The 12,876-nt window shown below is 71.6% G+C and carries 13 protein-coding genes; 7 read left to right on the top strand and 6 right to left on the bottom strand.

Annotation, left to right across the window (positions count from 1 at the left end; all coding sequences use genetic code 11):
* Positions 1-38: 38 nt before the first annotated feature.
* Positions 39-1,019, bottom strand: coding sequence for an N-acetylglucosamine kinase (locus tag BLQ73_RS03475; protein ID WP_245690766.1), 981 nt, complete (start codon positions 1,017-1,019; stop codon positions 39-41).
* 68 nt (positions 1,020-1,087) lie between these two features.
* On the opposite strand from BLQ73_RS03475, the gene BLQ73_RS03470 reads away from it, so the two are divergent.
* From BLQ73_RS03470 to BLQ73_RS03460, 3 genes are all read left to right on the top strand, one after another.
* Positions 1,088-2,266 (top strand): anhydro-N-acetylmuramic acid kinase, encoded by a 1,179-nt coding sequence (locus tag BLQ73_RS03470; RefSeq protein ID WP_093168213.1) that lies wholly within the window; start codon positions 1,088-1,090, stop codon positions 2,264-2,266.
* A 109-nt stretch (positions 2,267-2,375) separates the two neighbouring features.
* On the top strand, positions 2,376-3,392 hold the full coding sequence (locus BLQ73_RS03465; protein ID WP_093168212.1) for an aldo/keto reductase: 1,017 nt from the start codon (positions 2,376-2,378) through the stop codon (positions 3,390-3,392).
* A gap of 231 nt (positions 3,393-3,623) precedes the next feature.
* Entirely contained in the window at positions 3,624-4,028 is a 405-nt protein-coding gene (locus BLQ73_RS03460; protein WP_093168211.1) for a MerR family transcriptional regulator, read from the top strand.
* 204 nt (positions 4,029-4,232) lie between these two features.
* On the opposite strand, the gene BLQ73_RS03455 is transcribed toward BLQ73_RS03460, so the two are convergent.
* Together BLQ73_RS03455 and BLQ73_RS03450 are read right to left on the bottom strand one after the other, a co-directional pair.
* Positions 4,233-5,426, bottom strand: a complete 1,194-nt coding sequence (locus tag BLQ73_RS03455; protein WP_093168210.1) for an LCP family protein — start codon at positions 5,424-5,426, stop codon at positions 4,233-4,235.
* A 2-nt stretch (positions 5,427-5,428) separates the two neighbouring features.
* Positions 5,429-6,010: an RNA polymerase sigma factor gene (locus BLQ73_RS03450; protein ID WP_093168669.1), complete on the bottom strand. Its 582-nt coding sequence runs from the start codon at positions 6,008-6,010 to the stop codon at positions 5,429-5,431.
* Positions 6,011-6,240: 230 nt separating this feature from the next.
* Between BLQ73_RS03450 and BLQ73_RS03445 the strand changes: the two genes are divergently transcribed.
* The 3 genes from BLQ73_RS03445 to BLQ73_RS03435 all read left to right on the top strand — a co-directional run bounded on the left by BLQ73_RS03445 (position 6,241) and on the right by BLQ73_RS03435 (position 8,573).
* On the top strand, positions 6,241-6,462 hold the full coding sequence (locus BLQ73_RS03445) for a DUF6400 family protein (protein ID WP_093168209.1): 222 nt from the start codon (positions 6,241-6,243) through the stop codon (positions 6,460-6,462).
* Positions 6,459-6,662: a hypothetical protein gene (locus BLQ73_RS03440; RefSeq protein WP_093168208.1), complete on the top strand. Its 204-nt coding sequence runs from the start codon at positions 6,459-6,461 to the stop codon at positions 6,660-6,662. Before BLQ73_RS03445 ends, BLQ73_RS03440 begins: the two co-directional genes overlap by 4 nt.
* Positions 6,663-6,794: 132 nt before the next feature.
* Positions 6,795-8,573 carry a PD-(D/E)XK nuclease family protein gene (locus BLQ73_RS03435; protein ID WP_093168207.1) on the top strand — a complete coding sequence of 593 codons (1,779 nt, stop codon included), beginning with the start codon at positions 6,795-6,797 and terminating at the stop codon, positions 8,571-8,573.
* An 82-nt stretch (positions 8,574-8,655) separates the two neighbouring features.
* Here BLQ73_RS03435 and BLQ73_RS03430 read toward each other — a convergent pair whose 3' ends face one another.
* The gene (locus BLQ73_RS03430) at positions 8,656-9,252 is read right to left on the bottom strand and encodes a sigma-70 family RNA polymerase sigma factor (RefSeq protein WP_093168206.1); all 597 of its coding nucleotides are present in this window, start codon (positions 9,250-9,252) and stop codon (positions 8,656-8,658) included.
* A 38-nt stretch (positions 9,253-9,290) separates the two neighbouring features.
* On the opposite strand from BLQ73_RS03430, the gene BLQ73_RS03425 reads away from it, so the two are divergent.
* Positions 9,291-10,499, top strand: a complete 1,209-nt coding sequence (locus tag BLQ73_RS03425; protein ID WP_218125602.1) for an MFS transporter — start codon at positions 9,291-9,293, stop codon at positions 10,497-10,499.
* 361 nt (positions 10,500-10,860) lie between these two features.
* Here BLQ73_RS03425 and BLQ73_RS03420 read toward each other — a convergent pair whose 3' ends face one another.
* The gene (locus BLQ73_RS03420) at positions 10,861-11,418 is read right to left on the bottom strand and encodes a hypothetical protein (RefSeq protein WP_093168205.1); all 558 of its coding nucleotides are present in this window, start codon (positions 11,416-11,418) and stop codon (positions 10,861-10,863) included.
* Between the two features lie 127 nt (positions 11,419-11,545).
* Positions 11,546-12,876 (bottom strand): amidohydrolase family protein (locus tag BLQ73_RS03415; RefSeq protein WP_093168204.1); only part of this gene is annotated, 1,331 nt, incomplete at its 5' end.

Raw genomic sequence — 12,876 nt, 5'->3', positions numbered from 1 at the left:
ACGGCTCCCGCTTTCCTGCGGCGGGAGCCGTACACGTCTCAGCCGATCAGCCGCCGGTGCGCGGCCGGGGCGTCGGGCAGGTCGAGCGCGTGGAGGGCAAGGGCGTGCAGAGCGAGGGCGGCGGCGCCCGCGGCGCTGTCGCGGGCGGGGACCAGGGCGGCCCCCGCGAGCCGGGCGCGCACTTCGTCGGCCAGCAGGGTGGGCTCGGTCAGCAGGGAGCCCGCGAGCACGGTGGGGCCGTCGGCGGGGCCGAGTGAGCGGAGGGTGGCGGTGAGCCGCTCGGCGGCGTCCTCGACGATGGCGAGGGCCGTGTTATCGCCCGCACGCGCCGCGGCCTCGACGGCGGGGGCGAGCCGGCCGAGCCAGGCGGGGCCGGCGTCGGCGAGGCCCGCGTGGACGAGGCGGACGATCTCCCCGGGCGTGGGGTTCTCGGGCGCGCCGGGCAGGGCGGTGACGGCGGCCAGGAGCGCGGTGGGCACGGCCCGCCCCTCCAGGGCGGCGAGCACGGCCTGTACGGCACGGCGCCCGATCCACACGCCCGACCCCTCGTCGCCGAGGAGGTAGCCGTGGCCGTCGGCCCGGCGCGTCACCCGCCTGTCGGCGATCCGGGCGGCGACCGCGCCGGTGCCGGCGATCAGCACGGTGCCGGACGGCTCCTCGGTCGCGCCGCTGAAGGCGGCGGCGAGGTCGGACACGACCTCGGGCGCCCCGCTCAGCCGCAGCCTCCGCCAGACCTCACCGGCGGCGGCCGGCGCCCGCTCCCCCGCCGCCTCGGCACCGGCGAGGGCGAACACCCCGCCCGCGACGCGGGTGGCGTCGTGATCGTGGAGCGCCTCGGCGAGGGCGGCGCGGAGGCTGCCGACGGGGTCGACGGCGGACAGGATGTTGGCGCCTCCGGCGTGTCCGCGCCCGACCACCTCTCCGGAGACGGTGGCGACGACGCACCGCGTGCTGGTGCCGCCGCCGTCGACCCCGACGACCAGGTGCCTCTCCGCCGCCGCGGCCCGCCCTGTGCTCACACGCACTCCCGATGTAGATATTCTCCCGAGAACTATAGAGCTTTGAAAACTCCCTTCAAGGAGCCTGTATGCGGGTGCTCGGACTGATGTCGGGGACGTCACACGACGGCATCGACAGCGCGGTCGTGGACTGGAAGGCGGCGGACGGCGAGCTCGTCGGGGTCGTGGAGCACGTCGGGGCGGTGCCGTACGGCACGGAGCTGCGCGCCCGCGTGATCGCGGCGCTTCCGCCGAACCGGGTGGACATGGGCGAGGTGTGCCGGCTCGACACACTGATCGGCCAGGCGTTCGCGGAGGCCGCCGCCGCGTGCCCACCCGCCGATCTGATCTGCTCGCACGGCCAGACGCTGTTCCACTGGGTGGAGGACGGCGCGGTGCGGGGGACGCTCCAACTGGGGCAGGCGGCGTGGATCGCCGAGCGGACCGGGGTGCCGGTGGTGTCGGATCTGCGGGTGAGGGACGTGGCCGCGGGAGGGCAGGGGGCTCCGCTGGTGTCGGCGTTCGACGTGCCTTTCCTGGCCGGGCTGCCGGGGCGCTGCGGCGCGCTCAACCTGGGTGGGATCGCGAATTTGACGGTGCCGGAGCTCGGCGTGGCCTACGACACGGGGCCGGCGTCGGCGCTGATGGACTCCGCCGTGCTCGCGGCGACGGGCGAGCCCTACGACCGGGACGGCGGCCTGGCGGCGGCCGGACGTGTGCACAAGGACCTGCTGGAGGCGCTGCTCGCCGAGCCCTACTACCGGCTCGCGCCGCCGAAGACCACGGGCAAGGAGCTGTTCCACCCGGGATATGTGGAGGAGATGGCGGCGCCGTACGGCCTGGGCCTGCCCGACCTGGTCGCGACGCTGGCCGCGCTGACGGCGGAGACGGCGGCGGCCGAGATCAGGCGGCACGGACTCACCATGGTGGTCGTGGCGGGCGGCGGCACGCGCAATCCGGTGCTGATGGCGATGCTGCGGGAGCGGGCCCCCGCCGCGCGGATCGCGCTGAGCGACGAGCTGGGGGTGCCCGCCGACGCGAAGGAGGCGATCGCGTTCTCCTACCTCGGGTGGCTGACCGCGCACGGGCTGGCGGGCACGGTGCCGGGCTTCACGGGGGCGTCGGGGCCTCGCGTGCTCGGCACCCTCACACCGGGCGCCGGGCCTCTGCGGCTGCCCGACGCCCGGTCGGGCGTCCCGGAACGGCTGCGGATCGTGTCCGGCGACCGCCGTAAAGGACACAGCACCGCCGTAAAGGACACACCGTAGCCTGAGCCATCGACAGCCGACTTGCCTGGAGCGCGCTCCAGGGTTCTAGCGTTCGGAGGAACGATTCGAAAGTGGACGCCGGGCGAACACCGGCGTCGGAGAGGTCCCGATGACGAACAGCAGGATCGGCAAGGCACAGCTCGGCATGGACGGCCCCGAGGTCGGCGTACAGGGCCTGGGCTGCATGGGTATGAACTTCGCCTACGGCCCGACTGACGGCGAGGAGGCGCGGGCCACCCTCGAACGCGCGCTGGAACTGGGCGTCACGCTGTACGACACAGCCGACCTCTACGGCCACGGCGAGAACGAGCGGTTCCTGGCACCGTTCTTCAAGGCGCACCGCGACGAGGTCATCATCGCGACGAAGTTCGCGCTGACGGTCTCGCCGGAGGACCCGACCAGGCGCATCATCCGCAACGACGCGCAGTACATCCGGCAAGCCGTGGAAGCAAGCCTGCGGCGCCTGGACGTCGACGTCATCGACCTCTATTACATGCACCGTCGTGACGTGAACATCCCCATCGAGGAAACCGTCGGCGTCATGGCCGAGCTGGTCGGTGAGGGGAAGGTGAAGCAACTCGGCCTCAGCGAAGTGACGGGCGCCGAACTGCGTGCGGCACAGACGGTGCACCCCATCGCCGCCGTCCAGACGGAATGGTCGCTGTTCAGCAGGGACATCGAGATCAGTGTCGTGCAGGCGGCCCGCGAGCTGGGGGTGACTCTGGTTCCGTACTCACCGCTCGGGCGGGGCTTCCTCACCGGCTCTTTCACGAACGCCGACAACGAGCTCACCGACGACGACTTCCGCCGCCAGCAGCCGCGCTTCACGGGCGACAACGCCAAGGCGAACGCGGCCCTGCTGGAGCCGATCCGGGCGGTGGCCGAGGCACACCGGGCCTCCCTGGGACAGGTCGCCCTGGCCTGGGTCCACCAGCAGACCCAAATCCACGGGCTCCCGGTCGTCCCCATCCCCGGCACCCGCAGGCGCAGCCGGGTCGAGGAGAACACGGCAGCGACCCGCATCCACCTGACCGAGGCGGACCTGGCGGGCCTGGAACCCATCGCCTCGAAGGTCGCGGGCGACCGGTACGCCGACATGAACTTCGCGGCGGCCAGCCGGGAATGACGCGCCGGCGCTGCCCGGCCCCGCCGCTCACCGCCTCGCACCCCGGATACTGGCAGGCACCGGCGACGCCCTGACCGCAGAAGAACGGACGAGCCCGGAACGACGCCCGCCCAGGCACTGTCCACGCGGCAGGCGTCTGGGCGTCGCCCCGGTTCGAGAAGTCACGTGCACGCCGACCGCCGCCGAGGCCGCAATTGACCTGGAGCACACTCCAGGTCCTACGATTCCTCCATGGCCAACGGGAACGCTGTCCACCAGCAGGAACCGGCGCTCACCATCGCCCAGGTCGCTGAGCGGACCGGACTCTCGCACGACACCCTGCGCTACTACGAACGCGCCGGGCTGATCGAAAGGGTCGGCCGCACCACCGGCAACCAGCGGCGTTACGCCGCCGCCGATCTGGCGTGGCTGGAGTTCCTCCTCCGGCTGCGGGAGACCGGAATGTCGATCTCCGACATGCGGCGTTACGCCCGGCTACGGGCCGCCGGAGGCGCCACCCTCACCGACCGGCTGGCCATGCTGCGCGCGCACCGCGACGAACTGGCCAGACGCATCCACGTGTTGCAAGGCAACGCCGGCGTATTGGACAGCAAGATCAAGCACTACGAGACGCTGATCGACCAGCAACCCCGCTGACGCGAAGGAGGCGAACGCCTTCTCCTACCTCGGGCGGCTGACGGCGCACGGGCCGGCGGGCATGTCGCCTGGGTTCACTGGAGCGTCGGGGCCTCGCGTGCTCGGCACTCTGACGCCGGGCCGGGGAGGACTACGGCTCCCCGGCCCGCTGCCCGGCGCTCCTAGGCGGCTCCGGATCGCGTCCGTCGGTCGATCAGTGGAATATCACGGTTTCACGGCTTTCTCCCGACCGTCACCGCCTGGTGGGGTGACGGTGGGGGTGGGGGTGGGGTGGACTTGCCGTCCAGCCTGGTGGGGTGACGGTGGGGGTGGACTTGCCGTTTTCGCCCGACCGTCACCGCCTGGTGGGGTGACGGTGGGGGTGGACTTGCCGTTCAGCCGCGCGAAAAGCCGGTCGGCGTCGGGCTGCCGCCACGCGAGAGCGGTGCGGTCCCCCGGGTAAGGCTCCCAGGGCACGGTGACCGCGGTGACGTCGGCCTTCGCCAGGCCGCTGAATAGGTCCGCCTGCGTTTCCGCGTCGAACTCCGTGTCGGCCGTAACGGCCTTTCGGACCTTACCGGCGAACTCAAAAAACGCGGCCGGGTCGGTCAGCTTCTCCTTGGCCCGCGCCACCAGCGCCTTCACCAGCACCTGCTGGCGCTTGATACGTGATACGTCGGACCCGTCCCCAACCGTGTAACGCACCCGGGCGTAGCCGAGCGCCTGCTCTCCGTCGAGCATGTGTGTGCCCGCCGGGAGCCGAAGCTTCGCCTGGGCGTCGTCGATGGCGCTGGGCACGGTGATACGCACCCCGTCAAGCGCGTCCACTATGGCCTTGAATCCGGAGAAGTCCACCGCCAGGGCGTGGTCGAGTCGCACCCTCGTCAACGTCTCGACCGTCTGCCGCAGGCAGGTCATGCCTCCCTCGGCGTATATCGCATTGATCTTGTCGAGCGGGCGACCGCCGTTGGAGGCGCACTTCGGCGTCGCCACCATGGAGTCACGCGGCAGGTTCACCACGGTGACTTCCCCCCGGTCGGCCGGCAGGTGCACCAGCATGATCGTTTCGGCGCGCGCCTGGCCCGTGCGGAAGCGGGGGGTGCCCACCTCGGAGTCTGTGCCCACCAGCAGCACGTTGAGCGTGCCGGTCACCCGCGCCGGCCGGTCCCCGAGCGGCGCCGCGACCTGGGACGAGCCCTTCACCAGCAGGGTCGGCACGAGCATGGCCGCGGCGGTGATCGCGGCGGCCCCGATCACCGCGGCGACGGGCCATGCCCACAGGCGGGCGAACCAGGTCGGACGGCGCGATGTGCCTCCGCCGGCCGCGTCGAGCAGGCGCGCGCGTTGCCGTACGAGCCCTGCGGGAGGCTCGTGCTCCAGGTCGCGCCCGAGGTCGCGAAGCATTGTCAGGTCGTCCATCGTCACGTCTCCTCTCGCAAGGGGTGGTCGTCACCGAGGGCTTTCCGTAGCGTCCGCCGGGCGCGGTTGAGGCGGGATCGTACGGTTCCCACGGGGATGCCGAGGCTTCGCGCCGTCTCCTCGTAGGTGAGATCGCCCCAGGCGATCAGCAGCAGCACGTCGCGGTCGCGCCTCGGCAGGGCGGCGAGCGCGCCGGCCAGGGCAGGCCGTACGGCTTGCGCCGCCACCTCGGCCACCACGCGCTCGGCCGGGTTCTCCATGAACGGCTCCACGGGTGAGCGGAGCAGCGCCCGGTAGCGTGCCGCCTCGGCGCGGTAGTGACGGGAGATCAGTTTGGTGGTGATGCCGAACAGCCATGGGCGTGCGTCGCCGTATGTCTGGTCGTAGCGGCTGCGGCGGGAGAAGGCGATCAGGAAGGTCTCGCCGACGATGTCCTCGGCGGTGTCGGGGCCGATGCGTTTGGAGACGTAGCGGTAGAGCATCCCGGCGTACTGGTCGAAGAGCTCGGCGAACGCCTCGGGCCGGGTGAGGGATTCCTGGACGAGATCGCTATCACGTATCCGGACATCTGGCGATGCGCTCATCATGGGCACCATGACATGAAGACCGGCCTTTCCGTAGGGACACGTCACGGATGTCTTGCCGTAAGGCCAGGTTTAAGTTCTCGAGGATGTGAGCGGGGTCACCTGGCCGTCCCACGAAAGCCGACATAAGGTATATGCAGCACAAAGCTCCCCCCATCCGGAGCCCTCAGCCCGGAGCCCCACGCCCCAGGAGTTCCCCACCGGATCCCCCACCCCGAGAGCCGACAGCCGTGAACCACATCCTCTTCGAACACGACCTCACCCTCGACGAGACCCGCCGCCGCGCCGCGGTGATGGCCGCGATGGGACCGGACTGGGACCCGATCGCCACGCTCCGGGCCGAGGAGGAGGCATACAACCTGCTGTACTCCGGACTCGACGCCGACCAGCGGGCGACCTACGACATGCTGGTGGAGGCCGGGGTGCTGCCGCGCCGGGAGCCGGCCCCATGATGCCGATCGACCCGCACGCCGACCTGGGCCGCCGCGCGTGGCTGGCCTGCCCGAGCTGCCACGACGGGCACGACTGCGCCGACTGCCTGGCCCGCCGCAACTGCCCGGTCCACTGGCGCTATCTACTCGCCAACCAGGGGCACGTCGTGCACCTCCAGTGCCCCTCCTGCACACACCTGTGGGCGCAGGACACCCGCTGAGCGGTCGCCGTACGGACGACTCGGGTCATGCCACCGGTGAAAGGGCCTGCGAGCCGAGCGAGGCGTTCCCAGGCGGCCCGACGATCTTCTAATCTAGGGGTCGCAGCGCGGAAACAGGCACCGGGAGGGGCTATGAGCTGGACCATCCGGTCCGAACTCACCGGAAACCCCGACATCATCCGACTGTCGGCGAGCATGCTCGACCGCCGCGAAGGCGACTGCCGCGAGTTCGTCGCGGTCAAGGCCAGGCCGGAGGTCCGCCGCCGCGCCTACGAGCGGCGGCGATACGCGCCCTATGACGCGTTCCCCCTGGGGCTTGTGATGGCGGCTCTCGACGCCGTCGAGTTCGAGGAGGCCGACGTCGACGCGGCGGTGGCACAGGCCCTCGCGGAGAACCGCTCCCCCGTCCACCCCGGCGCGGCGCGCTGGATACGCCACGCCTGCCGCACCTACGTCGAGACTTCCGAGTCCCTCGCGGCCGAACTCGCGCGCGACGGGGTGGATCTGCGTCCCGAACGCAGCCCCCGCATCGTGCAGATCACCTCCCCCACCGAGCTGCGCGCCATGACGGCTTGGGGTAGGTGGTACGGCTCGCCCGACGGCCACGTCGTGGAGTTCCGGCGCATGCGCACCCGCCGCCCCGTCGGCGCCCCCGACGGGGCGGCGACCGTCGCCATGGCCTACGTGGCGGCGACCGGCGGGCAGGCCGTCAACCCGCGCGACGTCTACCGCGAGATCCCCGTCCCTGTGCGCCACGAGTCGCCGCGGGCGGGGCGGGTCCGCGTGGTGGAGATGGGTCTCACCGACGGCGGCGCCAAGCTGCTCGTCGACCTCGCCCCGGAGGAGATCAAGCGCTCCTACCTCGCCACCGTCCGCCCCGTGGCGGCGGGCCTGCTCGCGGGCGCCGGCAGGGCTCCGGGGCACGACTGCGCGGAGTGCAAGCTGCGCGACTCCTGCGACGACCTCCCGCACCTGCCGGGGCTGCTGGGGCTGCCCGACCGGGGCACGCACCGCCGCACGTGGTCGATGACGACGGCCAGGCGCTACCAGATCTGCCCGGCGCAGGCGCAGATGCATGAGCTCTGGCTGCCGTGGGACGACTCCGGCAACCAGGCGACGCGCCGCGGCCTGGCCGTGCATCAGTGGCTGGAGGCCGCCCACGGCCGTCTCCCCGCCCGCCCCTGCTCGGTCGGCGACCTGCCGCCCCACGACGCGCCCGACCTGGGCTTGGCCGCTCCGCTGGTGAGCCGGGCCGACTACCGCGAGGCCAGGCCGTACCTCCTGCGGCACGTGGAGGTGTGCCCGCTGCACGGCCCCGGCCTGGTCACCGACGTGCGGCCCGAGCCGAAGACCGCCGTCTACGACCCGTCGGCCGATGTCGTCGTGCTCGCCCACCCCGACCTGCTGCGCCGCGTCGACGGCCGCCTCGTCTACCGCGAGCAGAAGAGCGTCGCCGCCTCCCGCGGCATCACGGCGGACAACGCCTTCGATCTCGTGCCGCAGCTCGCCCTCGCGGTCTGCCTGGTCGCCGATGGGGCGTTCGGCCCCGGGGCGGGCCTGGTCGAGCTCGAACAGCTCTCGCCCGAGCAGGCCGAGGTGATCACCCTTGACGCCGGCGATCCAGGTGTCGTCGGCGCGGCCCGCGCCGTCGTCTCGCGGCTGGCCGCCGAGTGGCACCATGACACGGCCTTCGCGCCGAAGCCCGGCCCGTGGTGCCGCATCTGCCCGGTCTCGCGGTGGTGCGACAGCGCCGACGACTCCGGCGACTCCCCGCATATCGTCGTGGACGGTCTCGTGATCGATTCGCGCACCGGGGAGATCGTCAAGGCCGCCCCGGCGGGGGGCGGGCGCGCGAGCGCCATCGTCGCCTCCCTCACCGAGACCCCCGAGGACGACATCCCACCGTTCTGACGTCCCCGGGAACACCGCCCCCAGGAGCACCTCCGTCCGTACGGCAGGCGGCCGGTGGCGGCCCGCCGTACGGACGCGTCCGCTAGCCCTGCCGTTCGGCCGCGTGCAGGGACTCGATGAGGTGGCGGCGGGCGCGGGCCACCCGGGAGCGGACGGTGCCGACCGGGCAGCCGATCATCCGGGCCGCCTCGGCGTAGGGCAGCCCCGCCACCTGGGTCAGCACGAACGCCCTACGCTGCTCGGCGGGGACCCTGGCGAGCAGGTCGGCCAAGACCACGCCTTCCTCTTCGCCGATCCACCCGCGCGACCCGGTCCGCTCGACGGCCGACTCCCAGTCGAACAGGTCGGCGACGGCCGGCCGGGCGGCGGCGTGACGGAACCTGTCGACGACGACCCGCCGTGCGATGGAGAGCAGCCAGGTGCGGGCCGAGGAACGCCCGGCGAACCTGGGCAGGCTGCTCAGCATCCGGGCGAATGTCTCCTGGGTGAGATCCTCGGCCGTCTGGGCCCCACCCAGATAGGCGACAAACCTCAACACATCCATGTAAACGGCCCTGGTGAACGCCTCCACCCGCTCGGGATCCCCGTCGCGGGCGGCCAGAGCGAGAACCGTAAGATACTGATCGTCGAGGTTTCCGATGTTTTTTCCAGTGAGCCTGTCGCATACGGCGGTGCTCATGAACGGACACTCCTCGCAAGCGTGTTTGGGGGACCTCGATGCGAACTGAAGAGCCGGTTTATCCGGCCTCGGCCAAGCCTCTGATCGGGGAGCGCACCCTGACGGCCCTGCTCACGATCAGCATGGCCGTCTCGATGCTCCAGCTTTTCCTGGTCGGGACGCTCAGCCCCCGTCTGATGGCCGATGCGGGGATCTCACCCACGGTGCTGGGCCTCACCGCGACCTTCGGCTTCGGCGCCGCATCGCTGTTCTCACTCGGTGCGGGCACGTGGGTGGACCGGTTCGGCGCCCGCCGCTGCCTGATCGCGCTGTTCGTACTGACCGCCGTCGCCCTGGCCCTCATCGGCTCGTCCGCGGGGGCCGTGACGCTCCTGATCGCGGTGACGCTGGGCGGACTGCCCCAGTCACTCGCCAACCCGGCCACCAACAAGATCATCCTCGCGCAGGTCGAACCGGCCCGCCGCGGCGCGGTCACCGGCTGGAAGCAGTCCGGCGTGCAGGTCGGCACGATCGCCGCCGGCCTGCCGCTCGCCGCACTGGCCGCGTGGACCGGCTGGCGCGGCGCGGTGTGGACGGCCGCCGGGATCTCCCTGCTGATCGCGGTGTGGGCGTGGCGGGCTCTGCCGTACGCCCCGCGGGTGGACCCCGCCGCGCCCTCGCAGGCGCAGGGCGCGAAGACCCCGGGCGTCGCCGTGCTGGCGGCCTTCTCGCTGATGCTCGGGGCGGGGATCTCCTCGGTGAACACATACCTGACGCTGTTCGGCACCCAGCGGCTCGGCCTTGGGCCGGTCGTGGCCGCCTGGCTCGTCGCCGTCCTGGGTACGGCCGGCTTCGCCGGGCGCATCGGGTGGTCCTCGGCCGCCGGGCGCAGGGAGCGCGCCGAGTCGCTGCTCATCCCGCTCGGGATCGCCGCCTGTACGGCGGGCCTGCTGCTCGCCTCCTCGGCATGGTTCACGCCTCTCGCGTGGGTGGGCGCGGCCGGGATCGGCGCCTTCGGCGTCGCCGCGAACGCCGTCACCATGGTCGCGGTCGTACGGCATGCGCATCCGAGCCGGGCGGGACGTGACTCCGGCCGGATCTCCTCGGGTTTCTTCGCCGGTTTCGCCGTCGGCCCGCCGCTGTTCGGCCTGCTGGTCGAGTCGGTGGGATACGAATGGGGCTGGGTGCTGGTCGCCGCCGAGTTCGCGGCGGCAGCGGCTGTCGCGGCCTTCGGCCTGTCGAGGCTCACGAGGCCGAAGCCCGCGTGAGACCGTCCGCGTCGGCGGCGACGGTCTTCCAAGGGAATCCGTTCATGCGGAGAACACCCTTTTCGATAGGGGGGTGCGGACAGGCGTGCGTGCCGGCCGTGTCCTGCGGCTGGGGAAGCCGCGTCGCTCAGCGTGCGCGTCGACCACATGAGTACAGAGAACGCGTGGGAACGCTGGGGAACGCGCCGAAGACGCTGGAAGGGCGGGAAACGCCTAGAAGACAGCGTCGAGAACGCGGCGACGCGGACACGGCTTCAGGCCGTGTCCGGCCTTTCATCCCGGCGTTCCATCCGGGTTTCTCACATGCGGATGGACACGTCGGCCACGATGACCGCGCGAGCGGACCCGTGGCGTCGGCAGATCACAGCGCGGCAAAGACCACCCGCGGCGGACCGCGCAACCCGACCGCCGAGCACAGCACCGCCGACCGCAGGAGCCGCGGCTCCGGCGGGGCGGCCACAGCCCGCTGCGGTAGCGGCTCCGGCACCGACCACCAGGCCAGGAGGAACACGCTCAACCGGACGCCGGCGCGGCGCAGCAGCGCCCACAGCACCGCCTCGCCCCGGGCCAGCCACAGCGCGGTGAGAAGTACGGCCCAGCCGTGCGCAACGAGCATGCCGATGTCCGCCGTCAGACCGGAGTGCACGTGGCCCGGGCCGTGCACCGCGGGCTCGGCCGCGGCGAACAGCAGGTGCAGCCCGGCCTGCACGGCGGTGAGGAGAGGGAGGATCACCGCGGTGCCGCGCTCGCGGCCGGCCAGGGGGAACGCCCCGGCGAACGCCAGCGCCAGCCCCGCGAGAGCCGTACGGACATCGACCTCGCGGCCTTCGCCGACCCGGTGAGCGAGCACCGCCAGCCCGAGGCAGGCCACGGCGAACACCGCAGCGCGCAGGAGGCGGAAGCTCGGCGTGGCAGACATCGCAGCACGATCCTGTCATGCCTACGCCCTGCCTCCCATATTTCCTACTAAAAAGATCTCCCCCCGCCTGGGGCGGGGGGAGATGTCTCGCCGCACGGTCACCCCCGGGGTGCCGTGGACCGAGCGGTCAGGCGTCGCCGATGATCCTGCTGCGCAGGCCCACCGCCGTGGCCGCCAGCTTGTCGAAGTCGACGTCGAGCAGCCGACCCGCACGCTTGCGGAAGCGCCCGGCGACCAGCACCGAGTCGATATCGCGCGCCGTGCTGTAGTGCAGGATGTGGTAGGCGGGATCCCCCGAGGCGATGCCGAACAGGCCGCTGTTGAGCATCACGATGTCGGCCTGCTTGCCCGGGGTGAGCGTACCGAGGTCGTCACCGAGACCGATGGCCTTGGCCGCGTTCACGGTGGCGTACTCCAGCACCCGCCGCGACGTGACGTACGGCGACCCCTCGTAGCGCCGCACCGGCCAACGCCCCTCCTGGCGCTCCCACTGCGACTCGGTGGCCCGCATGATGTTGTAGGTGGCCCGGAGCTGGGCGAACATGTCCGGGTCGGTGAACGACGGCGCGTCGACACCGAGCGTCGGCAGCACGCCGGCCCGGTCGGCCCTGCCTATCACGCTCATCGAATGACCATCGCTGTGCTCCCCTTCGGCGGTGAAGGAGATCGCACACCCGCACGACGCCAGCAGCCCGATCTCGGCGTCGGTGAGGTTGTTGGAGTGGACCGGAAGCAGATCGCCGCTGAGCAGCCCGGCCTCGTGGAGGCGGAAGACCTCGGCATGGACGTTCTGGTGGATCGTCATCTGCAGACCGAGCCCTCTGGCGTGCTCGACCTCCGCCCGCACGTCCTCGATCGACGCATAGGTCAGCGTCGTCAAGGCGAGACCCAGGCGCACCAGGTTCGTCTTGTCGGTGTTGAGCTCGCCGGCGAGCCGGGTCACATGCGCGAGCCTGCTCGGGCGCTCCTCGACCAGGCGGTCATCACGGCCCAGCATGCCGTACGCGAACAGCACCCGCTGGCCGGTCTCCCGGTGCGCCCGCAGCGACCCCTCCGCGTGCTCCTCCGTCAGAACGTTGTGGCAGAAGTCCAGCACAGTGGTGGTGCCGTTGTTCAGCGCGTCCAGCCCGCAGGTGTAGGTCGCGTCGTGCATCTCCTGCGGGCCGTAACGCTCACGCAGGTTGAACACATGAGCGCTGTAGTCGGGGAAGCCCCACACGTGCTGGCCGAGCCCCCGCAGCGGATGCTGCCACATGTGCAGGTGCGTGTCGATCAGGCCGGGCATGACGATCATCCCGTCCGCCCGCACGACCTCGGCGCCCGGAGCGTTGATCTCCTGCCCGACCTGCTCGATGCGCCCGTCGTTGATGAGGACGTCCCCACCCGAAATATCACCAAGCTCGGGGTCCAGCGTGACCACTGTCCCGTTCTTGAGAAGAATGCGTCCGTCAGACAACT

It is taken from the genome of Sinosporangium album (assembly GCF_900100605.1).
Lineage (GTDB): Bacteria > Actinomycetota > Actinomycetes > Streptosporangiales > Streptosporangiaceae > Sinosporangium > Sinosporangium album.
The sequence above is the reverse complement of the archived record's forward strand: the minus strand, read 5'-3'. Positions and strand labels throughout refer to the sequence as shown.

Coding starts and splice junctions, on each gene's coding strand:
- BLQ73_RS03430 (WP_093168206.1), bottom strand. CDS start 9,252: ATGAGCACCGCCGTATGCGACAGGCTCACTGGAAAAAACATCGGAAAC.
- BLQ73_RS03435 (WP_093168207.1), top strand. CDS start 6,795: ATGAGCTGGACCATCCGGTCCGAACTCACCGGAAACCCCGACATCATC.
- BLQ73_RS03460 (WP_093168211.1), top strand. CDS start 3,624: ATGGCCAACGGGAACGCTGTCCACCAGCAGGAACCGGCGCTCACCATC.
- BLQ73_RS03465 (WP_093168212.1), top strand. CDS start 2,376: ATGACGAACAGCAGGATCGGCAAGGCACAGCTCGGCATGGACGGCCCC.
- BLQ73_RS03425 (WP_218125602.1), top strand. CDS start 9,291: ATGCGAACTGAAGAGCCGGTTTATCCGGCCTCGGCCAAGCCTCTGATC.
- BLQ73_RS03455 (WP_093168210.1), bottom strand. CDS start 5,426: ATGGACGACCTGACAATGCTTCGCGACCTCGGGCGCGACCTGGAGCAC.
- BLQ73_RS03440 (WP_093168208.1), top strand. CDS start 6,459: ATGATGCCGATCGACCCGCACGCCGACCTGGGCCGCCGCGCGTGGCTG.
- BLQ73_RS03420 (WP_093168205.1), bottom strand. CDS start 11,418: ATGTCTGCCACGCCGAGCTTCCGCCTCCTGCGCGCTGCGGTGTTCGCC.
- BLQ73_RS03470 (WP_093168213.1), top strand. CDS start 1,088: ATGCGGGTGCTCGGACTGATGTCGGGGACGTCACACGACGGCATCGAC.
- BLQ73_RS03450 (WP_093168669.1), bottom strand. CDS start 6,010: ATGAGCGCATCGCCAGATGTCCGGATACGTGATAGCGATCTCGTCCAG.